At 62.5% G+C, this 22585-nt stretch carries 23 protein-coding genes; 2 read left to right on the top strand and 21 right to left on the bottom strand.

Annotation, left to right across the window (positions count from 1 at the left end; translation table 11 throughout):
- Window positions 1-7: 7 nt before the first annotated feature.
- The 21 genes from ACERK3_10155 to ACERK3_10055 form a co-directional block, all read right to left on the bottom strand.
- Window positions 8-529 (bottom strand): hypothetical protein, encoded by a 522-nt coding sequence (locus tag ACERK3_10155; protein MFA9478658.1) that lies wholly within the window; start codon window positions 527-529, stop codon window positions 8-10.
- A 46-nt stretch (window positions 530-575) separates the two neighbouring features.
- Window positions 576-1328: a flagellar motor protein MotB gene (locus ACERK3_10150; GenBank protein ID MFA9478657.1), complete on the bottom strand. Its 753-nt coding sequence runs from the start codon at window positions 1326-1328 to the stop codon at window positions 576-578.
- Window positions 1329-1420: 92 nt separating this feature from the next.
- Window positions 1421-2203 (bottom strand): motility protein A, encoded by a 783-nt coding sequence (locus ACERK3_10145; GenBank protein MFA9478656.1) that lies wholly within the window; start codon window positions 2201-2203, stop codon window positions 1421-1423.
- Window positions 2204-2337: 134 nt separating this feature from the next.
- Window positions 2338-2535, bottom strand: coding sequence for a flagellar FlbD family protein (locus ACERK3_10140; GenBank protein MFA9478655.1), 198 nt, complete (start codon window positions 2533-2535; stop codon window positions 2338-2340).
- 68 nt (window positions 2536-2603) lie between these two features.
- Window positions 2604-4310, bottom strand: coding sequence for a flagellar hook protein FlgE (locus tag ACERK3_10135; GenBank protein ID MFA9478654.1), 1707 nt, complete (start codon window positions 4308-4310; stop codon window positions 2604-2606).
- An 82-nt stretch (window positions 4311-4392) separates the two neighbouring features.
- Window positions 4393-4677 (bottom strand): hypothetical protein, encoded by a 285-nt coding sequence (locus ACERK3_10130; GenBank protein MFA9478653.1) that lies wholly within the window; start codon window positions 4675-4677, stop codon window positions 4393-4395.
- Window positions 4678-4692: 15 nt separating this feature from the next.
- Window positions 4693-5154, bottom strand: coding sequence for a flagellar hook capping FlgD N-terminal domain-containing protein (locus ACERK3_10125; protein ID MFA9478652.1), 462 nt, complete (start codon window positions 5152-5154; stop codon window positions 4693-4695).
- Between the two features lie 80 nt (window positions 5155-5234).
- A complete protein-coding gene (locus tag ACERK3_10120; protein MFA9478651.1) occupies window positions 5235-6749 on the bottom strand; it encodes a flagellar hook-length control protein FliK in 1515 nt (504 codons plus the stop codon).
- A 5-nt stretch (window positions 6750-6754) separates the two neighbouring features.
- On the bottom strand, window positions 6755-7471 hold the full coding sequence (locus ACERK3_10115; GenBank protein ID MFA9478650.1) for a hypothetical protein: 717 nt from the start codon (window positions 7469-7471) through the stop codon (window positions 6755-6757).
- Window positions 7468-7929, bottom strand: coding sequence for a flagellar export protein FliJ (gene fliJ / locus ACERK3_10110; GenBank protein MFA9478649.1), 462 nt, complete (start codon window positions 7927-7929; stop codon window positions 7468-7470). The genes ACERK3_10115 and fliJ overlap by 4 nt, the downstream gene beginning before the upstream one ends.
- A 62-nt stretch (window positions 7930-7991) precedes the next feature.
- Entirely contained in the window at window positions 7992-9404 is a 1413-nt protein-coding gene (locus tag ACERK3_10105) for a FliI/YscN family ATPase (GenBank protein MFA9478648.1), read from the bottom strand.
- 128 nt (window positions 9405-9532) lie between these two features.
- A complete protein-coding gene (locus ACERK3_10100) occupies window positions 9533-10237 on the bottom strand; it encodes a FliH/SctL family protein (GenBank protein MFA9478647.1) in 705 nt (234 codons plus the stop codon).
- Between the two features lie 39 nt (window positions 10238-10276).
- Window positions 10277-11311: a flagellar motor switch protein FliG gene (fliG, locus tag ACERK3_10095; GenBank protein MFA9478646.1), complete on the bottom strand. Its 1035-nt coding sequence runs from the start codon at window positions 11309-11311 to the stop codon at window positions 10277-10279.
- Between the two features lie 85 nt (window positions 11312-11396).
- Window positions 11397-13025, bottom strand: a complete 1629-nt coding sequence (locus ACERK3_10090; protein MFA9478645.1) for a hypothetical protein — start codon at window positions 13023-13025, stop codon at window positions 11397-11399.
- 120 nt (window positions 13026-13145) lie between these two features.
- Window positions 13146-13469, bottom strand: a complete 324-nt coding sequence (gene fliE / locus ACERK3_10085) for a flagellar hook-basal body complex protein FliE (GenBank protein ID MFA9478644.1) — start codon at window positions 13467-13469, stop codon at window positions 13146-13148.
- A 92-nt stretch (window positions 13470-13561) separates the two neighbouring features.
- Window positions 13562-13966, bottom strand: coding sequence for a flagellar basal body rod protein FlgC (flgC, locus tag ACERK3_10080; GenBank protein MFA9478643.1), 405 nt, complete (start codon window positions 13964-13966; stop codon window positions 13562-13564).
- Between the two features lie 52 nt (window positions 13967-14018).
- Window positions 14019-14453 carry a flagellar basal body rod protein FlgB gene (gene flgB / locus ACERK3_10075; protein ID MFA9478642.1) on the bottom strand — a complete coding sequence of 145 codons (435 nt, stop codon included), beginning with the start codon at window positions 14451-14453 and terminating at the stop codon, window positions 14019-14021.
- Window positions 14454-14681: 228 nt separating this feature from the next.
- Window positions 14682-16148, bottom strand: coding sequence for a sigma-54-dependent transcriptional regulator (locus ACERK3_10070; GenBank protein MFA9478641.1), 1467 nt, complete (start codon window positions 16146-16148; stop codon window positions 14682-14684).
- Window positions 16145-17071, bottom strand: a complete 927-nt coding sequence (locus tag ACERK3_10065) for a sensor histidine kinase (protein MFA9478640.1) — start codon at window positions 17069-17071, stop codon at window positions 16145-16147. The genes ACERK3_10070 and ACERK3_10065 overlap by 4 nt, the downstream gene beginning before the upstream one ends.
- 8 nt (window positions 17072-17079) lie before the next feature.
- Window positions 17080-17553, bottom strand: a complete 474-nt coding sequence (gene flgN, locus ACERK3_10060) for a flagellar export chaperone FlgN (GenBank protein ID MFA9478639.1) — start codon at window positions 17551-17553, stop codon at window positions 17080-17082.
- A gap of 231 nt (window positions 17554-17784) precedes the next feature.
- Window positions 17785-20301: a tol-pal system YbgF family protein gene (locus ACERK3_10055; GenBank protein ID MFA9478638.1), complete on the bottom strand. Its 2517-nt coding sequence runs from the start codon at window positions 20299-20301 to the stop codon at window positions 17785-17787.
- Between the two features lie 206 nt (window positions 20302-20507).
- Between ACERK3_10055 and ACERK3_10050 the strand changes: the two genes are divergently transcribed.
- Entirely contained in the window at window positions 20508-21371 is an 864-nt protein-coding gene (locus ACERK3_10050) for a hypothetical protein (protein MFA9478637.1), read from the top strand.
- A gap of 49 nt (window positions 21372-21420) precedes the next feature.
- Window positions 21421-22551, top strand: coding sequence for an LOG family protein (locus ACERK3_10045; protein ID MFA9478636.1), 1131 nt, complete (start codon window positions 21421-21423; stop codon window positions 22549-22551).
- Window positions 22552-22585 lie beyond the last annotated feature (34 nt).

Here is a 22585-nt window from a genome sequence, read left to right as displayed (position 1 = left end):
GGAGACATTAGAGATCCCCGCGGAAGCGCATGAGTTTGCGGATAAGCACTTCCTGCACCAGCGGTTCGCCTTCTTCGTCCTTGCCCAGCCGACGGTTCATCGCCGCTTCGAGCTGGCGGGTGAGTGTGGCCAGCTCCGGTTCAAGCAGATGAGCCGGCTCGGCACGGCGGAAGATGGTCGCCACGTCGCTGGTGAGCTGCGCCTCCATCGAGTCAATCCGCTGCTCGACCGAGCCACGCCAGCGGCGCTGCGTGACGATGTAAACTTCCGTGTCGTAAAGGTACGACCGTCCCGTGCGGGTGTTCTGGAATTTGTCCGCGATGACGAGCACCTCGACGGGCTGCTCGGCGAGGGCGGCCTCGTCCTCCGCGGCACCGGCGGCGCGGGCGTCTTCCGGCCCACCACTGAGCAGGAACACCGCCGAGATGGCAGCGGCTTCCAGCGCGAGGATGGCGACGAGCACGAGCACCGTCTTGAGTGAAAAGCCGCCCTTGGGCGATTCTTCGGTTTTGGCTTCAGTCTCCGGCATGGCGGGTCTGTCTTTCGATCACAAGCGGTCGCGGCCGGCGTCCATGCTAGTTGGCCGAGCTCGGTTCCGTGAACTCGGCGACAAGTGATTCAGTGACAAGCACTTCGACCCGGCGGTTGGGCTGGGTCTGATGCCCTGCGTAGCGGCGCTGAACCAGCGGCTCGCGGTCGGCGTTCCCGATCAGGCGGATGCGGTCCCACCGGATGCCGACCTCGTCGCTGGTGAGATACTGCATCACCGCGTGGGCCCGCGCGTAACTGAGCAGCCAGAGGTCGCCGAACGTGTCACCCGGTCTGCCGACGAGCTCTCGCTCGCTGGCGGCGGCGTGTCCGCGCAGCTCGATGATGTTCTCGTAGCCGCGCGTCAGGTCGGCGACCTGGCGCAGTTGACGCCGGGCCATATCTGTTAGATCGGCCGATCCGGGCTCGAACGTGACATGTCCGCCGACAAGAAATCGCAGACCTTCTCGGACCTGCGTCACCTGGGTGTCCCGGCCGTCGATGCCCGGGTCGTCGACGTTGGAGCGTTCGGGCTCGCGTTGCTGCTGTAGCTGAACCTGCTCAAGTATCTGTATCAGCGAGAGTTCGGGGTCTTCGTCGGTGGGCAGTTTACCGCCGCCGCCGTGCATGCCGAACGCCTGCTTGATCTCTTCCATGATGGATTTGAAGCGATCCTGCTCGGGGATTTCCGACAGGGCGACCAGCATGATGAAGAAGACCAGCAACAGGGACATCATGTCGCCGTAGGTCAAAACCCACAGCGGCGCGCCTTCTTCCTGTTTTTTCTTGCGCTTGGCCATGGTTTCGGATGACAAGGTGACAAGGCGAGGGGGTGAGGGGGTGACATCGCTTCGGTCACCTTTTCACCCTGTCATCTTGTCATGGCTTATCCCTACGCCGCGTCGCGTTCTTCTTCGTCGGTTTCGCTTCGAGCCGACGGCGGAAGGAACGTGCGGAGCTTCTGTTCAACGATTCGCGGGTTGTCACCGCTTTGAATCGCCATCACACCCTTGATGATGATCGTCTTGTACAGCACCTCTTCGCTGGATCGGCGGGAAAGGCGGTCGCTCAGCGGCAACGCGATCGCGTTGGCGATCACCGCACCGTACAGCGTGGTGAGAATGGCGACCGCCATGCCCGGGCCGATGGCCGAGGGGTCGTCGAGGTTGGCGAGCATGATCACCAGGCCGATCAGCGTTCCGATCATGCCGAATGCCGGGGCATACTTGCCCAGCGCGTCGAGCATGCCCCGGCCGACGTCGTGGCGTTCAATGAGGTTCTCAAGCTCGGCTTCCATGATCTGCTCGATCAGTTCCGGGTCCGTGCCGTCGACCGCCATCTGAATGCCGCGAACAATAAACGGATCATCAATATCCTTGGTCGTGTTCTCCAGCGAGAGAATGCCATCCCGGCGGGCGACCTCGGCGTAGGAAACCAGATCGTCGATAAGCTGCTCGATGGGCTTCGAGCTGTGAAAGAACGCCTTTTTCAGCACGCCGACCAGCCCCTTGATGTTGCGGGCGGGGATGGCGAAGAAGATGACGGTGCACGAAGCACCAATGACCAGGATCATACTCTGAGGATTGATGAACGGACGGACATCGCCGCCGACCAGAATGGCCCAGGCGATCAACACCCATGTCCCGATGAAACCAAAGAGGATCCCGAGATCCATCGCGTCTTTCCGTCCCTCAGTGCGGCGTGCATCCGTTCATCATTGTTTATCGGCCCGTTGGCGGGGGGATGTTGAGTCCTGTTCCGGATGTGCGGTTCGGGGAAAGCACTGTGAACCCCGGATCGCGTGTTTGTTCAATCCGGCGGCAACAGTTTTCGCAGCGTTCGGCCGTACTCGATCGCGAGGTTCACCACCTCGTCCATCGACTCGCGAACGAGAATGTGATCGCCGTTGATCAGCGTGATCGTCGTGTCCGGGTTGGCCTCAATGGTGCGGATCAACTCCGCGTTGACGACGAGTCGCTTGCCATTGAATCGGGTCACGGTGATCATGGTTCAAACTCAAAGAAGGCAGCGAGGCCTGTTTGGCCTCGCTGCCTCGAAGTAGGGTAACTTTCAAATTATCGGACGATCGTCATCAGTTCCTGCAACAGTCGGTCACTGGTGGTCAAAACACGCGAGCTTGCGCTGAAGCCGGTGGTGGCGCTGATGAGGTTGATGAATTCGTCAGCGAGGTCGACGTTGGACTGCTCCAGCGCCGCGCCGATGGTTCGGCCCGCGCCGCCCGTGCCGGCGTTGACCAGGCTCGCCTGCCCGGAGTTGGCGGTCTGCTTGAACAGGTTGCCGCCGGCTTCCTCCAAACCCTCGTTGTTGACGAACATGGCCACCGGCAATCGGCCGAGGTCGCGCATCAGGCCGTTGGAGAAAACACCCTGAATCGTGCCGTCGTTGCCGAGCGAAAAGTCGGCCAACGTGCCCAGCGGTGAGCCGTCCTGCGCGATCGGCGAAAGTTGGCTCCCCTTATCCGCCAGCGCGGAGATCGACTCGCTGCCGCCATTGAACAGCAGTTCGATCTGCTGCGGCGTGCCGGCGCCCGTACCGTCGCGGCCGATGAGGATGTTATTGTTCGAAACGTCCTGAAGCCTGCCCTTGGTGTTGAAGTTCATGATGCCCGAACCGATGTTGCGGTCCAGGTCCGTATGGTCGGACGACTGGGCGTAGTAGCGCCATTCCGTGCCGCCGTTGTTTTTCTCTTCGAGCACCATGGTCACGTCGATGGTCATCTCATTGCCAAGGCTGTCGTAGGCGACGAAGGTCGTGCGCGTGGACTCGCCGTCGGCGGCCTGGGCTTTGTTGAACGTCAGCGGAGCGTTCGCGCCGGGCGTGCCGGCGTTGACGATGAAGCCGGCGGGCTCGAAGTCCAGGTCGTTGGCGGTACCGCCATTGCCTTCGATGCTGAGCACGCCGTCGGTGATGCTCACGCCGCCGGACACATCCGTGTCGATGCCCAGCACGCTCTGGATGAAGGTCATCAGGTCGCCGAGCGACTGGCCGGTGGCGTCGGCGTTGTGCTGGCCGTTGTTGCCGACCTCGAACGTGCGATCGGGCATGGTCTTGCCGCCCTTGCTCACGCCGGTGAACTGGATGAGATCGCCGTCGGCGAACATCGCATTGCCGTCCGCATCAAACAACTGGTTGAGCGCGGTCGTGTCGTCGGCAAACGTTGTGGCGGTCGCGTCGGCGAAGATCGTCTGCGTGTTGATGATCGCGCCTTGCGTGGCAACGTCGCCGCCGGCGTTGAGGTTGCCGGAGAAGCGGGCGGTCTTCGTCGCCTCGGCCAGCGTCATCGCACCGATGGGGATGTTGACGTTACCCAGTTCGCCTTCCTGAATGTTGAAGTTGTCATCGACGCCGTAGCCTTGCACGAGTGCGCCGTTGGGGTTGACGAGGTTGAAATCGCGGTCGAGCGTGAAGTTGCCCGCGCGGGTGTATCGCATCTCGCCGCCGGCGTTGACAACGAAAAACCCGTTGCCTTCGATGGCCATGTCCGTGCTCTGGCCGGTAGGCTGAAGCGCGCCGTTGGAGAAGTCGCGACTGTTGGCCAGCCGAACACCCAGCCCCACCTGCGCCGGGTTCGACCCGCCGCGGTCGCCGGTGGGCGGCGAACCGGACGACAGTGTTTGCGAGATCAACGTCTCGAACTCGGCTCGGCTGGCTTTGAAAGCCGTCGTGTTGACGTTGGCAATGTTGTTACCGGTGACCGACAACATCGTCGAGTTGGCGGTCAGACCCGTGCGACCCGTGTAAAGCGCGGTGGTCAAGCCCATGGCGTAATCCTTATCTGTCGCTCCTACACCGGAGCGTGGCAGGCCTTTTCAGGCTGTGTGTTTCTTCGTCTGACGTAACCGTTCATCCCTCGCCGCGTTCGACCAGCGCCCGCAGCGATGCGTTTTCAATTGCCCCGACTTGCGACAACGGCCCGAGCAGGTTCGCAGACCCGCCCGCCGGCGCGTCCGTCGCAGCACCCGCCTCATCAATGTCGCCCGCTTCACCCGAGGTCGCCTCGGCCAGCAACGACTCGAACGACCGCTGCTCGATCGGCACGTTCCCCGACGACGCGGCACGCCCCTCCGGCGTGGGCACCGGACGAACCGTCGGCTCGAGCATGCGCAACAGTTGACTGCTGTCGACCATCGTCTGACAAACCTCTTAAACCAACTGCCCGAACGACTCGGCCGACGCGGCCTCGCCTTGCTTGTTCGCAATCGTTTCAACGCGCGACATCGGCACGCGCTGGCCCGTGTCCAGCTCAAGCATCGCCTTGCCGTCCGCAATGCGAACCGACGTCACCACGCCTTCAACGCGGTTGTTCTCATCCGTCATGCCGCGAACCATCTTGCCAATCAGCCCGCTCGCCTGGCTGACCTGGTTCTGCAACACCAGGTTTTTAAGCTGATCCTGCAAATTCATCTGGCTTTCGATGTTGCGCAGACTCGACAGCTGTTCGAGAATCTGCGCCGAATCGTTCGGCTCGAACGGGTCTTGTGTCGTCAACTCCGTCACGAGATTCTTGATGAACTCTTCGCTGCTCAGCTCGGCGAACTGGTTTTTGCCGCCCGCCTTCGCCTGGCTTGCCTGGTTCGCGCCCATCTCTGTCAATGCATCCATCATCACTCGTCACTCCCTGACGGGTTTATGTTCTGTATTCGAAGCCCACGGCTTCACGCCGTAGGCGTCCGCTGTCAATCTGGTCAATCAGTCGGCGACACCATGTCGACTTCTTCCAACGCCTGCTCAAATCCGCCAGACGCGGACTGCTGTTGTGCATCGCCGTCGCGCTGCCCGCCCTGTTGCTGACCGGACCCGCGATACTCATCTCGACTGCGGCCATCGTCGGGCGAACCATCCGCCTGCCCCTGTTGCGCCGAATTGGTCGAGTTGCTCCCGGTCATCGACTGCACGCTCAACCGCTCGACATGCAAGCCCTGACTTTCCAGCGACTGACGCAACTGCGACAACTGCTGGCTCAACAACGTGCGGGCCGACTCGTTCTCCGCGTGCAACGCCGCGTTCACCGTGCCCGCCTGCACGCTCAACTGAATCCGCACCGTGCCCATCTCCGGCGGCGTCATGCGAAGTGTCAACGTGCCCCCACCCTGATTCACCGCGCTGTGCATCGCCCGCGTCAGCCGTGATGCGTTCGTTTGCGCATCCACATCATCCGCTGCCCCCTGCCCCGGCGCTGCGGTGCCAAGCTGTGCATTCAACGCCTGCCCATTGAGCGATCCGCTTTGCGGGCCCGCCTGCATCAACGTCGTCAACAACTCGCCGCCGCCTTGCCCGCTCTTGCCCGCCGACGCCGCGTTAACCAATTGCGCGAACAACGCCTGCATGTCACCAGCCGACCCCGCCCCCTGCTTGCCCGTGCCCTGCAACATCGCCGCGAGCGCTGGCATCGCCTGGCCAACCATCTGGCCGAGCTTGACGACCTTGCCGTTCGACGCTTCCCCATCGCCAGAGGCCAACGCATGGCTCGCCTCGCTCGATTCGAACACGCTCGGCCGAGCGCTTTGCCCCGTTGACTTACCCGACGTCAACGGCATCGTCATCAACGCTGCGAGCGGATCAACCGTCTGCGACGATTTCTCGCCTTGCATCGTCAACTGCCGCATCATCCGCGCCAGCTCATCACCCGCGCCGCTGCCCTTGCTCAGCAGCGCCTTGAGCTCATCTTTCGACGATGTCTCCATCAACGCCGCGACCAGCGCGTCAAGCGCCTCCAGCGAAGCGTCATCCATCATCACATCGTCATCCGTCTCGTTTTGATTCATCAACGCCCGTAGCGTCGCCCTCAGTTCCGCCAGCGCCTCATCCATATCGCTCGGCTCATCGCCGATCTCCCGCTTCACACCGTCCACATCGGACAACGCTTGTCGTTCGCTCGTCGTCGGCTCGTCGTCGCGCCCCCGCATAACCTCGCGCCCCTCGGCACGGGTGCTCCGCTCACGATCGGCCGACTGCTTCGCATCGTCGGTCTCACGCGTCGCCCGGCGGTCGCCATTCGCCCCAGCCGTATCACGCCGCGCCACTTCATGCCGATCAACCTGCCTACCATCGTCCGAGTGGCTGGACGTGCGCTTGTGTTGCCGCTGCGATTGCTCCAACGTCTGGTCGAAACGAACCTCCGGCGGCGCTTCACGCCCGCCCGGTTTCGGCATCGCTCGGCCCGCGTCCGCGTTCGTCGGCACAAGATTGAATAACTGCATCAAACTCAAGACCGATCCTCCCCACCCCGGCCGGACGTCAGGTTCACCCCACGCTCACGCAACGACTCCAACAACTCCGCTGCCATCACAACCTCGTCGCCTTCCTTAAACTCCGACACCACTCGGCTCGCCCGACGAAGCTGCATCGCAGCGAGATATTCCACAACCTGGTCCGTCTTGCCCTGGTTCATCAGCTCTTGAAACATCTGCTTCGCCTGTCCCGGCCGAAGCTGTTCATACATCTGCACGGTCTGCTGAAAATCATCGTCCTCCTGCAGCCGCCGTTGACGCTCCACCGCTTCCTCAAACGCGGCCCGTTTCGCGTCCAGCTCTTCGCGGTCGCGCGTAATCTGCGTCTGCGCCCGGGCGATCTGCCTGCGCAGGTCGTCCGTCTCGCGCTGCAACCGTTCGAGCCGTTGCTGCGACACTTCATCCGACTCACGCTCCGTCGCCAGCCGGTCCTGCAATGTTCGCGGCCCATCGGCAACCGCTTCCAGCCGGGCAATCTGCTCCGCTTGCCGACGCGTCTCCCGCGCCAGCCGATCCGCGTCTGCCAGCTGTGCCTGCTCTTCGTCAATCGTCAGCTCAAACATCTCCACCACGCGCTCAAGTCGATCGCGATTCAGCCGATCGGTGTGGTATAGCCAGCCGACAAATCCCGCGCCGGCGAACAGGTGCAGCACGATCAGCAGCAAAGCGGACATGAGAATCGCACGAATCACAGCCGCCCTCCGATCATTGTCGTGCGCAGATACTGCTGCGTCGCCAGTTCATCCATCAGAATCGCTTCACGCCGTTTGTGTTCGCGCTTCCAGTCGCGTTCATGTCGATCGCGCAGCAGTTCCATCGCCTTCCGCTGTCGCGTCGCGTCCAGCAGTCGCTCGCGCGCCGCGGTGATCTGCTTTTCCATCTTTGCGAGATGCTCCACAATCTGCCGCGCCCGCACCGAGCTATGCCCGCTGAACTGCGCAAAGCTCGAAACACGATCAAGGTCCACCCGCCCCACCAGCGCATCAGCAAGGTCGGTTTTAGACTGACGGATTGTTGTCTGCATCTGCTCAAGCTGGCCTTGAAGAATCATGCGTGCCCGCAAATGCCTGGCCAACTCGCGCTGCGCCTGATCTTCGATCGTCCGCCGGTGTTCAAGCACGTTTTCAAATTTAAATCGGAATCCTGCCATCCTTGGCGTCCTCCAATGCGGCCGATCGCATCCTCGATCAGCCGTTTAATAATATTTCGTACTCATCCACGCGGGCCCTGCACCGGGCGACGTTGCTGCGGTGCCTGGTTCAACTGTTTACGCTGCTGCTGAATCTGTTGCGTCAATGCGAACAACTGGGCTTGCGTTGTTTGAAAGTCGGCCCGGCCGCGCACTTCACTGCCGCCCTGCTGCAACAGCTGGTCGATTGCCGGCTTGCACGCGATCGCCAGATCGAAGTCCGCATTGCTGCCCTGCGCATACGCACCAATGTTCAACAGCTCTTCCACCTGTCGATACGAACTGACAAGCTTGAGCACCTCGCGCCGCGCCGCCTGATGTTCCTTGCTCGTCACGTCGTTTGCCACACGACTGATCGAACCCAGCACGTCGATCGCCGGGTAATGCCCCTGCTCCGCCAACTGCCGCGACAACAACACATGGCCGTCGAGCACACCGCGGCACGCGTCCGCGATCGGCTCGTCCATGTCGTCGCCTTCCACAAGCACGGCGTACAGCCCCGTAATCGACCCCGCATTCGTGCTGCCCGACCGCTCTAACAGCGTGGGCAACATGCTGAACACGCTCGGCGGATAGCCGCGCGTCGCCGGCGGCTCGCCCGCCGCAAGTCCAATCTGGCGTTGTGCCTGGCAAAAGCGCGTCACCGAGTCCATCACCAGCAGCACGTCTTTGCCCTGATCGCGGAAGTACTCTGCCACGCTCGTCGCCACCATCGCCGCCCGCAGCCGCAGCAGCGCCGGCTCATCGCTGGTCGCGCACACCACCACGCTTCGCTTCAAGCCTTCCGGCCCGAGCACGTTGTCGATAAAGTCGCGCACCTCGCGGCCGCGTTCGCCCACCAACGCGATCACACTCACATCCGCCGCTGTATGCTTGGCAATTCCGCCTAGCAACGTCGACTTGCCCACGCCCGGCGCTGCGAACACACCCAACCGCTGCCCCCGCCCGAGGCTGATCATCGCATCCACCGCTCGCACACCCGTCGCCAACGGCTGCTCGATCACCGGCCGATCCATCGGGTCCACCGGCGAAGGGTGCAGCGGCCGCGGTGCCGTGTCCAGCAACGGCCCGCCCCCATCAATCGGCCGACCAAAGCCATCCAGCACCCGCCCCAGCAGCGACTCGCCCACGCGAACCTGCTGTGCATGTTGCACCGCCACCACATCATCGCCCGGCCGAACGCCCGCCACCGCGCCTAACGGCATCACAATCGCATACTCACGATCAAACCCCACCACCTCGCCCGGCAAGCCGTCGCTCTTCTCCGACGCCTCATTCATCCGAGCCGAGCGTGGGTCAATCCGCACCATCGCGCCGATCGGCACCGGCAAGCCCGCCACGCGCAGCGCAAGACCGCGCACTTCCGACACCGTACCGCGCAATTCCGGCGCGGTCGTCTGTTCGAGAACCTCGAATTGTTCCGCAAGTAGGCTCATTCAACATTCACTCAGCGAATGACATGCCACTCCAACAAAGCCCACGGATATAGCGCCGCGAATCCGTGGGCCCACTCCCTTATCCCAACCCCAAACCACAAACCGCAAACCACAAACCCGAAACCACCCTACCCCCCGCCCCCTGGCAGTATCGCGTCCACCACGCGTTGCAGTTGCGTATCGATCGTTGCATCGACTCGGCCTTGCCCGCCGCGCACGACACACCCGCCTCGGCCGACCGCTTCGTCATCCACCAGCTTGATGTGTTCCAGTTGATCAAACGTGGACAGCAACTTCGGCACCGCCGCTTCAAGCGTCGGCCGATCGTCCGGATGCACCGTCACCGTCACCTCGTTGGCATGCAACACATACGTCAGCGCCTTCGCCAGCTGCTTCACCACCACCTCTTCGTCTACCTCCACAACGCGATGCACCAGCTTCTCCGCCACGCGCAGCGCAAACGCCAGCACCGCCTGTCGACTGTCCCGGTCCATCTGCACGCAATGCTCTTCCCACCCCGCGAGCGCCTGCGTCCACCCGGCCTGCAACTGCTTCAACTGCTCCGTCGACTGGGCCAACGCCTCCGCTCGGCCCTGCTCGCGACCTTCAGCCAACCCCTGCTCGCGCCCTTCCGCAAACCCTTGCGCATGCCCCTTTTCCGCAGCACCGTCAATGAGTTGCTTGGCCTTCCGCTCCGCGTTGGTCAGCGTCTGCATTGCCCGCTGCTCTGCCGCCGCGCGCAGTTTCGCCGCCTGCCGACCGATGTCGCCCAGGTCCAGCACGATGGCCTCTTTCAACAGCGGCGTGGCGTTGTCAGACTTGATCACTGGCATACTGCTTCACCCGTCCACAACGTCAGCGGACGTCGGCAATCACACGATCATTTCCTTGTCGCCGCCTCGGCCGGCGATGATGATCTCGCCTGCGTCCTCCAACCGACGCACGATGTCCACGATCCGCTGCTGCGCTCCTTCCACGTCGCTGACGCGGACCGGGCCCATGTATTCCATGTCTTCCTGGATCAGCTTCGCCGCACGCTCGGACATGTTCGTGAACACCTTGTTCTTGAGCTCTTCGCTGGCCGTCTTGAGCGCCAGCGCCAGTTCGTCGTTGTCCACTTCCTTGAGCACCGACTGAATACCCTTGTCGTTGACCAGGAGAATGTCTTCGAAGACGAACATCAGTCTGCGGATCTCTTCTACAAGGTCCGGATCTTCCGCTTCCAGACCTTCCATGATGCTCTTTTCCGTCGTGCGATCGACAAGGTTGAGCATCTCGGCCACGGTGTTCACGCCGCCGATCTTCTCAAAGCTCTGGTTGAGCATATTCGCCAGCCGCGCTTCCAGCCCCTTCTCGACTTCGCTGATGACCTCCGGGTTGGTCTGCTCCATATTGGCGACGCGTTTGACCACCTCGATCTGCTTGGGCGTCGGCAGCCCGCCGAGGATCTCGCTTGCCTTGTGATGCGGTAGATGGCTGACGATCAGCGCAATCGTCTGCGGGTGCTCATCCTGAATAAATGTCAGCAGGTTCGTCGACTCCGCCTTTTGCAGAAACGCGAAAGGCGTCCGCCGAACCTGCGTACTGATCTGCTGCAGGATCCGGTCCGCCTCCTTCGGGTCCAGCGATTCCTGCAACAGCGTTCGCGCATAATCTAGCCCGCCTTCGCTTGCCCACGTCTGCGCGACTGCGAGGTCGTAAAACTCTTTAAGAATTACGTTGCGCGTACGTGTAGGAATTTCGCCCAGGCTCGCCAGTTCCCGCGTCACTTCCTCCACCGCCGGCCCGGGCAATTGTTTCAGCAGCGTCGTCGACGCTTGCTGGTCCAACGTCAGCAGCAGGATCGCCGCCTTGCGCACGCCAGGCATCTCGGACACCGGCTCAAGGTTGTAATCGTTACGGGCCATAATCAGTCGTTCTATGCATCAGTCATCGATGCCGATTCATCTGCTCCGAACAGGCAGGCTACGTCAGTAACCAGCCGCTTTCCCATCAATCCCCCCGCCGTACCCAGCGCCCGATCAACGTACCCGCTTCGTTCGGATTACCCTTGATCATCTCACTGATCTGCTCGGCGATCCGTCGACTGTTCATGTCATCTTCGTTCACCTCAACGCCCGCAAGCCCCGCATCGCCAGAGTCCACCTCACCAATGAACTCTTCATCGACAGGCAGCTCCGGCGGCACGCCCGCAAGCTCTTCCACGCTCGGCAGCGCATCGTCCTGCGTCGCCTTACGCACCATCATCAACATCAGTCCCAACGCCATCAACGCCAGCAGTGTCACGCCCACCGGCCGCGCCCAACCGCCCACCAGCAGGCCCTCCAGCCCGCCGGTCGCCTGCATCCCCGCCGTCGTCGGCATCAGCGAGTCGTCCGGAATCATGTGCGCCCGAACCACGCCTTCCAGCTCCGCCATCATCAACGGCTCAACCTGCGACTGAATCCGCTGCAGGTGATCTTCCATCATCTCCTGCAACGTCGCGTCGTCCGGCGGGTCGGCGTCAGGGTTGTTTGCCTTGTAAATGTTCACGAAATACCGACGCGGCACGTTGATCGACACGTTGATCCGCTGCACTTGATGCCCCGCCCGCGTGCTCTGGCTTCGCAAGACCATCGGCTTCTCGCGGAACGTCGTCCGCGTCCGTGTATGCTCTTCCGTCCGCTCCGTGCCATCGCTGCCAGCGATGTTCAGCCCCGTGTTCGACCGCGCGCCAGGCTCCCCGCCACGCGCCATGTCTCGGCTGATCATCTCCTCGATCTCTTCGCTTTCCAACGGCTCGTTGTCTTCATAGTTGAACTCCTCCTGCACCATCCGCGCAATTGGGTCCACCTGCACGTTCACCGCCACAATCACCCCGCGAATGTAGCCCAGCACGCCGTCAATCTTCTGACGGTGATACTCCTCAAGCTTATGCACCAACTCCAGCGTATCGGTCGGCAGCATGTCGTCGGCATCGCGAACCGTGCGCGTTCGGCCGTGGTTCGCGTCCGTGATCGAAACATTCTGCGGCCGCATCTCCGCCACCGACCCCGCCACCAGTCGTGCGATCGAATCCACCATCGCATCATCAACCCGATTGCTCCCGCGCATCCAGACGCTCACCGATGCGCTTGGCCTTTCATGCGTTCGCCCGAACCCCTGGTTCTGCGGCTCGGAAAGAATCACGTCCGCCCGCTGCACGCCGCGCATCTTCGACACGATCTGCGCAAGCACACGCTGCTTCGCCAGCAGATACGCCTGCTGGTTCTGCCGATCCGTCTGCCACGGGCTCTGTCGTTCGATCAGTTCGTTAAACGCCTGCGAAGTGTCCGCGCTCATCAGGTCATGCTGAGCCAGCAACATCAACGCTTCTTCATACTTGTCCGAAGGCACGAGCACCTGCCCACCCTCCCGGCGAGCTTCGATGCGATAGCCTTGCAGTCGTGAAATGACCTCTTCGTTCTGCACGCCCGCAAACGCGCTGATGGGCACCATCTGCGGCGAACCCGCCCACGAAAGCAACCACCCCCCCGCCATCAACAACACAACCACCAACGCTCCCACGAGCGCCTTCTCTGCGAACGTCAACCCCTCCAGGTAGACGCGCGTCTGTGCCCAGTATCGCTTGAAAAACTCCACCGCTCGGCCTCCATGCCTTGGGTAGTTCTGAGTTTCAAGTTCCTTGTTTCGAGTTTCGAGTTACACCGTTGGCAACCGTATACCAACTCAAAACTCGAAACTTGAAACTCGAAACGAAAATCAAACCCGAATCTGCTTCACTTCTTCATACGCATCCATCATCTTGTTGCGTACCTGCAACAACATCTGGAACGCAACGTCCGCCTTCTGCTTCGCCATCAGCACCGCGTCCATGTCATCCCGACGCCCCGAGACCAGGTCTTCAATGGCTGTGTCCGCATCCTGCTGCAGCCGATTGACCTGCTCGATGTGCTTCATCATCACGTCTTTAAACTCAGGCGACGCACCATCGCTCGCCGTCGGCCCCTTCGGCGCAGACGGACCGCTTCGGCTCACACCGCCTGCGCCAGGGTTACTCGAAATCAGACCTAGTGGGTCGGCCATCATACGTTTCCATCAAAAATCAACACAACCACCCAAAGCCGAGGGCTGAGCCTCGCGAAGCCCCGGATCGCCCCGAAAACCCCGCTCCCTCATCACGCAAGCAAACGCAAGCTCGACTGCATCATCGCTTTCGTCGCCTCCGCCGCGGTCACGTTGGCTTCATACGCACGACTCGCTTCCAATGCGTTCACCCGCTCCATCGTCGGGTCCACGTTCGGATAGTACACGTAACCGGCGTCGTCCGCGTGGGGGTGGTCCGGCTCGAACTGTTTACGAAACGGCGAATCATCAAGCTTGATGTCGCGCACGTGCACACCCTCGGCTCGGCCGGTCGACGGATCGCCTTCCGCAAAGATCGCCATCCGTCGACGGAACGGCGAGTAGTTGCCATCCGCGTCATAAATCGAGTTCGCGTTGGCAAGGTTGGATGAGATCACCTCCAGGCGCGTACGCTGGGCAACCATCGCCGAGGTTGATACATCAAGTGATCCAAACATGCCGTCAATCCCTCACGTTTAGCGGGCGACCCAAAGGGTCACCTCACCTCAATCACATGCGCTCGCGTATCGCGATCTTTAGCATGTCGAATTCGTTCTTCAGCAGTTCGATCCCCACGTTATGCGCCAGCGTATTCTCCGCCAGGTCCTGCATCGTGCGTTCCAGGTCGCGGTTATTGCGATCGTGAAACAGGATGTTGCGGTTCATCGCTCGCGGCCGCGTGTCGATGCCATCGCGCTGGAAGGTCATGTTGCGCGTGTTTCGCATCTCCAGTCGGCCGGCGTTGGGAGTCTTGCTGTCTCGCCGCTGGTCCTGGGCCTGTCGCAGCGCACTGCGAAACTCGCCCGGGTCCACGTCGCGCGGGCGAAAGTTCGGCGTCGACAGGTTTGCGATGTTGTCCGTCAGCATCCGATGCCGTTCGCCGGTGAATTGCACCAGGCGCTCGACAGACTGCATGGCTCCGCGATCAAACAGGCCTTCGATCATCGTTGACAACCCTCGCTTTCCGCGCCCGGCTCCGCCGAGCGAACAAGCAACTGGTAGCAAGCGGCGGACCACACCCGTCCAGGCGTGTTCCAATGCAATCCCACGCGTTGCGATCGCCCTGGGCCGCGCATGTTTTGCGCGTCAAGCGCATCATCTGCGCGTCGGTCGGCAGTGCAGCTTAAGCTGCACTGCCTCGCGTGAACCACCCGCCCCGCAATTCGTGAAGCATTACATCGTCGATGCGACAAGGTTCTGCTCCTTCCACTTTTTCAGCTTCAGTCCAAGCGTTCGCAGCCCGATGCCCAACGCCTCGGCCGTCCGCTGGCGGTTACCGTTGAAGTGGCCCAGCGTGCGGATGATTTGCTCACGTTCGAGGTCTTCCAGCTTCCGGACCGTGGACACCGCCGTGCCCGGCACCGCCACCGACGACGCGGTCGGCTGGGCATTCGCATACACCTGCGATTGCGGCGGCGAGTGTGGTTGCGACTGCGGCGGCGCGACCGGCGCGGGCGTCGCCATCATCAGCCAAGGCTGGATCAGGCTTCCTTCAATCACCGGCCCCCGGCTGAGCACGCTCGCACGCTCGCAGATGTTCTGCAACTCGCGCACATTGCCCGGCCAGTGATACTGCTGCAACAACCCCACCGCTTCATCATCAAACCGCTTCGCCTCGCGCCCTTCACGCAGCGCGACCTTGCTCAAAAAATGCTCCGCCAGCAACGGCACATCGTCCGTTCGCTCGCGCAATGCAGGCAGGTGCAGCGGCAGCACGTTCAAGCGATAGTAAAGGTCCTGCCGAAACGTACCCTCCGCTATCGACTGGCGAAGGTCGCGGTTCGTCGTCGCAATCACGCGAACGTCCACGTTCATCGTCATGCTCGAACCCACACGCTCAAACTGCCCTTCCTGCAACACGCGAAGCAGCTTCGCTTGTATTTCCGGCGCGATCTCGCTGATCTCATCCAGCAGCAGCGTGCCGCCGTCTGCCAGTTCAAACCGACCCTTGCGCAACTGGTCCGCCCCGGTGAACGCGCCTTTCTCATGCCCGAACAGCTCGCTTTCCAGCAGGCTGCTCGACAAGGCGGCGCAGTTGAGGCAGAGCATCACGTTGTTCCGCCGGGGGCTGTGGGCGTGCAGCGTGCGGGCGACCACTTCCTTACCCGTGCCCGATTCGCCAGCGATCAGCACCGTGCCATGCGAGTTGGCAAGCTGGTGGATCTGCTGCGCCACATGACGCATCGCAGACGATCGGCCGACCAGCGATGGCAGCTCGGCGTGACTCTCGGCTTCGCTTTTCAGCGCTGCGTTTTCCTGCACCAGCTGCCGATGCTCCACCGCGCGACGCATGACGAGCACGAGTTGATCGCCTTCGAACGGCTTCTGAATAAAGTCGAACGCGCCGTGTTTCATCGCCGACACCGCGTCATTGATCGACCCATACGCCGTCATCAACACAACAGGCAGTTGATCATCCGCCTGTTTGAGTTGGCGGAGCAGTTCCAGGCCGTCCATCTCCGGCATTTTCAGATCGGTGACGACCGCGTGCGGGCGATGGCGGGCGACCATGTCCATCGCCATCTTGCCATCGTTCGCCACAACCACGGCATAGCCGGCGCGTTGCAGCGTCGCGCCGACGCTGTCGCGCATCATCTGCTTGTCGTCCACGACGAGCACTTTGCGTACACGCTGACTCACGCGGCATCCTCCCTCGCCGCCGTCGGCGGACCGCTCGCAGCAGCCTCGGCCTCGGCGGGTAACGTCAACTGAAAGACAGCACCGCCCCCATTAACCTCATCGTTATGCACCGCAATCGAACCCGCGTGCGCGTCGACAATGCGGTGCACGATCGCCAACCCCAGTCCAGTCCCCGTATTACGCGTGGTAAAAAACGGGTTGAAAATGCGGTCAATATCGTCACGATCAATGCCCGGCCCCGTGTCGCGAACGGTGAGCACCACGCCCGCCTCGTCTTCGCTTGCATCAAGCGTCAGCACCCTAGGCTCGCGGTCCGCCATCGCATCCACCGCGTTGCGCACCAGGTTCAGCAGCGCCTGATGCAGTAGTTCGGGGTCCGCGTCAAGCTCGATCGGCTCGTCCGCATCATCGCCACACGTCACCGCGACGCCGCCCGCCTCGATCGCCGGCCGATGTGCATCGATCACGCGCTCAAACACCTCGCTGACGCGCAATCGCGCCGGCCGCGGCTGAATCTCGCGTGCGAAACTGAGCACGTCCATCACAATACCGTTGAGCCCCCGCACCGCCGAGGCGATCTTGTGCGCGTTTTCCGCCGCCACGTCCGGCCGAAGCTCGCCTTCCACATCGAGGTCATCAATCACCATCGTCGCGTAAAGCTGAATGGCCGCCAGCGGATTGCGGATCTCATGCGCGATCCCCGCCGCCATCTCACCCAACGCTGATAGCCGTTTGGATCGCTGCAACTGTGCGTTCGTGCTCGCCAGCTCTCTGCGAAGGCGCAGCACTTCCGATTGCAACCGTTCGTGGCTGTGCTGAAGCTTGTCGGTAACGGTGTTGTAGGCCTGGATGATCTCCGCGAGATCTTCCATCCGCCCGCCAGCAACCCCCGCGAGCAGCGAATTGTTCGTCGAACCGGTCATCCTGACAACTACCCCCTTCGATCAGTGAACCGCGCGCCCGGCCCAGCCACCGGCGCCGCCCGGTATGCGTTCACCGCACGGCCGGCGTGATGCACCTGCTTTACCTGATTGCCCACCTGTTCGCGAGCGGTCTGAAGCTGCTGGCGATCGCGATCGTCCTGCTCAATGATCTGTTCGATCAACCCCTCCACCGACTCGATCAACGCGTTGACGCGCTGCCGATCACCATCGCCCAGCGATGCGCTGAGCTGCGCCCATCGCTCGCGATAAGGCGCGATCTCTTCACTGAGTCGCCCCAACTCATCAACAAGCTGCTGCCGTTGAGCAAGCACGCCGAGCAACTGCTCGGTTTCGCCCTCTGCGATCAGCGCCGCCTGACGGTCAGCCAGTTGTTTGAGTTGTGCATAATGATCGCGCTGCTGGGTGAGTTTTTCCACCAGCGGCGCAATAGACATGTCGGCAATCGGGCTCGGCTGGGTCATCCTGACCTCTCTGCTCGTGGCCTGTGACGCGGCGGCGCGGGGCATCCTGCCCACACGCGATAACGCTGCTGTAGGGCAGTATCGGCAGATGACCGTGAAAAGGTTGAACAAGAATTTTCGAAACCCTGCTGAACGCAGGTCACATCGCGATGCGCCGCACGAGTGCGATGTGATCACCACGATTAAATGAAACGGCGCGCAGGGGTGTGATCGGACAGGCAATCCAGCGTTTCACCGCGTCGCCTGCGACAGGTTGACTTCGCTGGTCCAGCGCAGCCAGTCTTCCCAATGTTGCCTGCTCATCGGCAGTGTCGGGTCGTCGAACGCATCATCGGGAATCCGATCGAGCTGCGCCCGCGCCCGCTCGTTCGCAACGCGGGCTTCCTGGAACTGGCCCAGTTCGCAGTGGGCGTTGACGATCTGCACCAGCGCCATCAGCGACGCCGGGTGCTCCTCCCATCGGCGGGCAGCGGCGTCGTACAGGCTGATCGCCGCCTCATATTGTTCGCGGTCGTAAGCACAGTCGGCCTGATAGAAGTAGGCATTTCGCAGGTACAGCCGTTCGGACGCGGTCAGCGTGCCCTCCGGCCGATCTTCCAACTCGGTGATGACCTGGTTGTAGAACTTCTGAGCGGCTTGCAGACGACGATCGCGCTCATGCTGAAGGTCGACGCGATCGCGCTGGACCTGACGCGACTGAATCTCTTCTTCCAGACGCTCGATCGACTTGCGATACGCATCCGCGAGCAGGTAGCGGAGCGTCGGGCTGTGATCCGTATGGCCGTAGCGTTCCACGGCTTCTTCGAGGCGTTCGATCGCGGCGATGTAATGATCGCCGTCGTCCGCGCCCATGCGGTAGTAAAGTCGCCCCAACTCGATCAGCGCGTGACGATACTCGTTCGTCTCCGGGCTGATCGCTTCGTGATCGGTGACCACAGTGAGCAGCGTTCGCTCGGCGGCGTCGTGCTGCTGAGCGCCGATGTACGACCGGGCCAGCGGAACAAGGCTGTCGTACGCTTCAGGGCTGCGCGGGTGATCGTTGATCAGTTCGAGAAACAGGTCGATCGCGGGGCTGTACTGCCCGTCGGCGAGGTAGGCCTTGCCAAGATGATTGATCGCCCGTAGGCGCAGCGGGTCCTGCTGGCGGGTCTGGATGAACTCGGCGTAGGTGTTGATGGCTTCGCCCCATTGCTGGGCGCGATCGAAGTTCTGCGCGGCCCGCCAGAGGCTTTGTCCGTGACTGTAGTCGTCGGTAATGGTCACCGACCGGGCGTGGCGGAGATAATAGTTCGCGGCGTGGGTGAAGTGCGTCGCCGCTTCCTGGTTGGCCAGTCGGCGGGCTTCGACGGTCATGCCCCGCCGCCGCTGGCCGTCGTCGTCGCGCGGCTGGGCCTCGGCGTGACGCTGCTCGGCCAGGTGCTCGTGCGTCAATGCAAAGTCCAGCAGCAGGTCGGCAGGCATCTCACGCTCGTGCAGCGGGACCAGCAGCGTAAGAAAATCCAGCGACTGCTCGTATCGCTGCTGTTCCGTGAGACGATCAATATGCGACCGTACCACTTCGACAACCTCCAGCCGTCGACTGTCCCAACTCGGCGTCGTGCGGTGCAACTGCTCCACCGCGAGGCGGAAGTGGTCGACCGCGTCCGCGTACGCCTCCATGCGCGCTTCGCAGTCGGCCTGGCCGATGAGGGCATCAATGTACGCCGGCGCGGTGGGGAACTGCGTCGTCGCGGCACTGAAATATTCGTGGGCCTGCTCGACGTGGCGGTGGCCTTCGTCCCGTCGGCCGTCGCGCGGGCCGTCGGCGAGCGTCAGTTGTCCCATGCCCACCAGCACCTCCGCCTGTAGCGGGTCGTGTGCGGGAAGCTGCTGCTGTGCGAGATTGAAATACTGCTCGGCCTGCCCGTATCGGCCCAGCGCGTGGTACGCCTGGGCGAGCACCACCCGAAGCGGAGCGAGCTGTTCGGTCTGCGACGGGTCGCGGTCGAGCCGTTGGATGCGCCGCAGCAGGAACGTCACCACGCCGTCGTAGTCTTCCGCCTCCATGCGGATCTCGGCCCGCACACGGCTGATCCAGATCTCCTGCGCCCGCTTACGCTCGTCGTCGGCTTCGTGTCGAATCTCATCCTCAAACCGGTCCATCAGCGGCGCGAGATATGCCGGGTCCGATTGCCGGGCGGTCTCGCGATGGCGTTCGATGAGTTGCCGAACGATGCGGTAGCGCTGCCGGGCCTGGTGACGGTCGATGCGGTCGACGATTTTCAGCGCGTCCTGCTCTCGGCCGAGCATGACCAGCGTCTCGGCGTACCGCCGCAACGATTCGCCATCGAGCTCGCGTCCGTACTCCTCAGTCCGCTCGTACGCGCGGAGAATCGTTTCGTTGGTCTGCCGCCAGGTGGGCGTGTCGGCCGGGCGGTCGTAGCGGTCGTGCATGTCGAGGTAGCGAAGGTCGCCCCAGTAATGCCAGAACCGCGCTTGTGCATCGCGATCCGCCTCCGCCAGATGCTCTTCCACCCAGCGGAGCTGCTTCTCGGCCGACTCGAGGTTGTTCGCGGTGAGAAACTTCTGCGCCTCGTCCAGCTCGGCCTGATGGTCGAACGCCTCTTTATCGGGAATGACCAGCCAGATGCCCAGTACGAACAGCCCCGCGCCCAGCAGCAGCAAAGGCAACTGCCAGACCTGCGACCAGTTCGGCTCGGGCCGATCACCGCCACGTCGACGAGCAGGTTGGGGGGGCGACTCTTCCATGTGAACACTGATCACTCAAGCCGATTGGCCAACGCAAACGGCGCGCACCGTCTCCGGATACGTGTCTGTCCCTCATATCGTCCAGAATCGGCTGTTCGCTTTATCGGAATCGCCCACCGCACGCCCGCGACGGGCTGACGCGAATCGCGGTCGGCTATACCGCGCCCCGATCGCTTGCTGGTTTTGGTAAGTTATCGGCCAACGACGTGACTACACAAACCTCCGACAAAACGGTTCGCGCCCGACCGGGCTCGCTGCGCGCCTTGGGCGACGCCGAGCCGCCCACGGTCATTACACTCGCCGGCGAGCCATACCAGCGTATCACGGTGTTCAAGCATGACACCTTCGCGGGTACAGCCCTCTACGAAGGGCCCGCGGGCAAGGTGATCGCCAAGTTCAACCGCGCCGCCCCCGCGCTCGGTGTGCCGATGCAGTGGCTCGGGCGTCGGCTCGCGCGACGCGAGACGCGCGTGCTCGAACGCTTGCAGGGCATTGAAGGCATCCCCCGCTCCGCCGGCCCCGTCGAGATCGACGGCCAGCCCGCCCCCTACGTCACCGCCCACCACTTCATTGAGGGCCACCCCCTCGCTGAGCACCAGCGCGTCGACGATGCTTTCTTCCCCACGCTCGTCCAGATGCTCGAGCAGGTGCACGCCCGCGGTGTCGCCCACGTTGACCTCAACAAACGCGAAAACATCATCGTCGGCCACGACGGCAAGCCCAACCTCATCGACTACCAGATCCACTACGCACTGCCCCACCGCTTCCCCGGCAACAACCCGCTCGCTCGGCTGATCCTCCGCATGCTCCAGCGCAGCGACCACTACCACCTGCTCAAGCACCGCATCCACCATCGCCCCGATCAGCTGCCCGAAGACATGCGCAACCTCGACGCGCTGCGCCCCTGGTGGATCCGCTTCTGGCGGCAGATCGCCACCCCCTGGCGGATAAGCCGGCGCTGGGTGCTCGTGAAACTGCGCATCCGCAGCGGCGACGGCCGAGCGCACTCCGAACACGAGCCGGAGGTCGCCTTCCGCCCGCGTTCCTCCTCAACCGACGAACAAAGCTGATTTGTCGCTATGCGCCCGGCTATGATGCGTCACCGACCCCGTTTTAACCATGAGTAACACACCCACCAACGCACCTCGTTCATCTGGAAACGACCCGCTCGCCGAGCTTGACCAGCTCATCCGCGACACCGGCGGCGACCCGACCACCGAAGCCGGCATGCGCATCCGCGAGCTGATGCACACCGTCATCAAACTCCAGCGCGACGGCGCGGACCTTGGCGAAATCAAGCTCGTCAGCCGATCGTTCAAAGAGCTCCGCTACGCGATGAAGGTCTTCCGCACGTATCGCGACGAGCGAAAGGTCTCCGTGTTCGGCTCGGCCCGCACGAAGGAAGACGACCCCTGCTACCAGGCGGCCGTCGAATACTCCCGCCAGATGGCCGGCGCCGGCTGGATGGTCATCACCGGTGCCGGCGACGGCATCATGCGCGCCGGCCACGGCGGGGCGGGCCGCGAGGCCTCCTTCGGCGTCGCCATCCGACTACCCTTCGAAACCAACGCCAACGACTACATCGTCGGCGACCCCAAGCTCATCACCTTCCGCTACTTCTTCACACGCAAACTCATGTTCATGTGGCATAGCCACGCCATCGCCCTGTTCCCGGGCGGCTTCGGCACGCACGATGAAGGCTTCGAAGCACTCACCCTCATCCAGACGGGCAAGGCCCCCGTCCTGCCCATCGTCATGATCGATAAGCCCGGCGGCACGTACTGGAAAGAATGGGACCAGTATGTCCGACGCCAACTGCTCGCCAACGGCATGATCAGCGAGCAGGACCTCAGCTTTTACCTCGTCACCGACGACCCCGCCGAGGCCTGCCAGTACGTCACGCAGTTCTATCGCAACTATCACTCGCAGCGGTTCGTGCAGGACCTGCTCGTGCTGCGGATCATGCGCCCGCTCACCGACGGACAAATCGAAAAGCTCAACGCCGAGTTCGCCATCCTCCTCGCCGCCGGCCGCATCGAACAGGGCAGCGCCCTCGACGTGGAAGAAGACCACCTCGACCTGACCCGACTCTACTTTCAGTCCACCCGCCGAGACTACGGCCACCTCCGCCAACTCATCGACCGCATCAACCAGTTCGACCAGATCAACCACCCCACGCTCACCAACGAGCAACCCACCCAGCCGCCCACCAACGACCTCGCCGACCAGACCAGCGACAGCGCAAAATAAAGCCCACGGATGGCCATCCGTGGGCTTTGCATTG

It is taken from the genome of Phycisphaerales bacterium AB-hyl4, from assembly GCA_041821185.1.
In the GTDB taxonomy this organism is placed as follows: domain Bacteria; phylum Planctomycetota; class Phycisphaerae; order Phycisphaerales; family Phycisphaeraceae; genus Natronomicrosphaera; species Natronomicrosphaera hydrolytica.
This window is presented reverse-complemented; position numbering and strand designations above follow the sequence as displayed.

Coding starts and splice junctions, on each gene's coding strand:
- ACERK3_10150 (MFA9478657.1), bottom strand. CDS start 1,328: ATGGCCAAGCGCAAGAAAAAACAGGAAGAAGGCGCGCCGCTGTGGGTT.
- ACERK3_10055 (MFA9478638.1), bottom strand. CDS start 20,301: ATGGAAGAGTCGCCCCCCCAACCTGCTCGTCGACGTGGCGGTGATCGG.
- ACERK3_10135 (MFA9478654.1), bottom strand. CDS start 4,310: ATGGGCTTGACCACCGCGCTTTACACGGGTCGCACGGGTCTGACCGCC.
- fliJ (MFA9478649.1), bottom strand. CDS start 7,929: ATGGCAGGATTCCGATTTAAATTTGAAAACGTGCTTGAACACCGGCGG.
- ACERK3_10045 (MFA9478636.1), top strand. CDS start 21,421: ATGAGTAACACACCCACCAACGCACCTCGTTCATCTGGAAACGACCCG.
- fliE (MFA9478644.1), bottom strand. CDS start 13,469: ATGGCCGACCCACTAGGTCTGATTTCGAGTAACCCTGGCGCAGGCGGT.
- ACERK3_10155 (MFA9478658.1), bottom strand. CDS start 529: ATGCCGGAGACTGAAGCCAAAACCGAAGAATCGCCCAAGGGCGGCTTT.
- ACERK3_10120 (MFA9478651.1), bottom strand. CDS start 6,749: ATGCAGTTATTCAATCTTGTGCCGACGAACGCGGACGCGGGCCGAGCG.
- flgB (MFA9478642.1), bottom strand. CDS start 14,453: ATGATCGAAGGCCTGTTTGATCGCGGAGCCATGCAGTCTGTCGAGCGC.
- ACERK3_10140 (MFA9478655.1), bottom strand. CDS start 2,535: ATGATCACCGTGACCCGATTCAATGGCAAGCGACTCGTCGTCAACGCG.
- ACERK3_10125 (MFA9478652.1), bottom strand. CDS start 5,154: ATGATGGATGCATTGACAGAGATGGGCGCGAACCAGGCAAGCCAGGCG.
- flgN (MFA9478639.1), bottom strand. CDS start 17,553: ATGACCCAGCCGAGCCCGATTGCCGACATGTCTATTGCGCCGCTGGTG.
- fliG (MFA9478646.1), bottom strand. CDS start 11,311: ATGGCCCGTAACGATTACAACCTTGAGCCGGTGTCCGAGATGCCTGGC.
- ACERK3_10100 (MFA9478647.1), bottom strand. CDS start 10,237: ATGCCAGTGATCAAGTCTGACAACGCCACGCCGCTGTTGAAAGAGGCC.
- ACERK3_10105 (MFA9478648.1), bottom strand. CDS start 9,404: ATGAGCCTACTTGCGGAACAATTCGAGGTTCTCGAACAGACGACCGCG.
- flgC (MFA9478643.1), bottom strand. CDS start 13,966: ATGTTTGGATCACTTGATGTATCAACCTCGGCGATGGTTGCCCAGCGT.
- ACERK3_10065 (MFA9478640.1), bottom strand. CDS start 17,071: ATGACCGGTTCGACGAACAATTCGCTGCTCGCGGGGGTTGCTGGCGGG.
- ACERK3_10130 (MFA9478653.1), bottom strand. CDS start 4,677: ATGGTCGACAGCAGTCAACTGTTGCGCATGCTCGAGCCGACGGTTCGT.
- ACERK3_10145 (MFA9478656.1), bottom strand. CDS start 2,203: ATGGATCTCGGGATCCTCTTTGGTTTCATCGGGACATGGGTGTTGATC.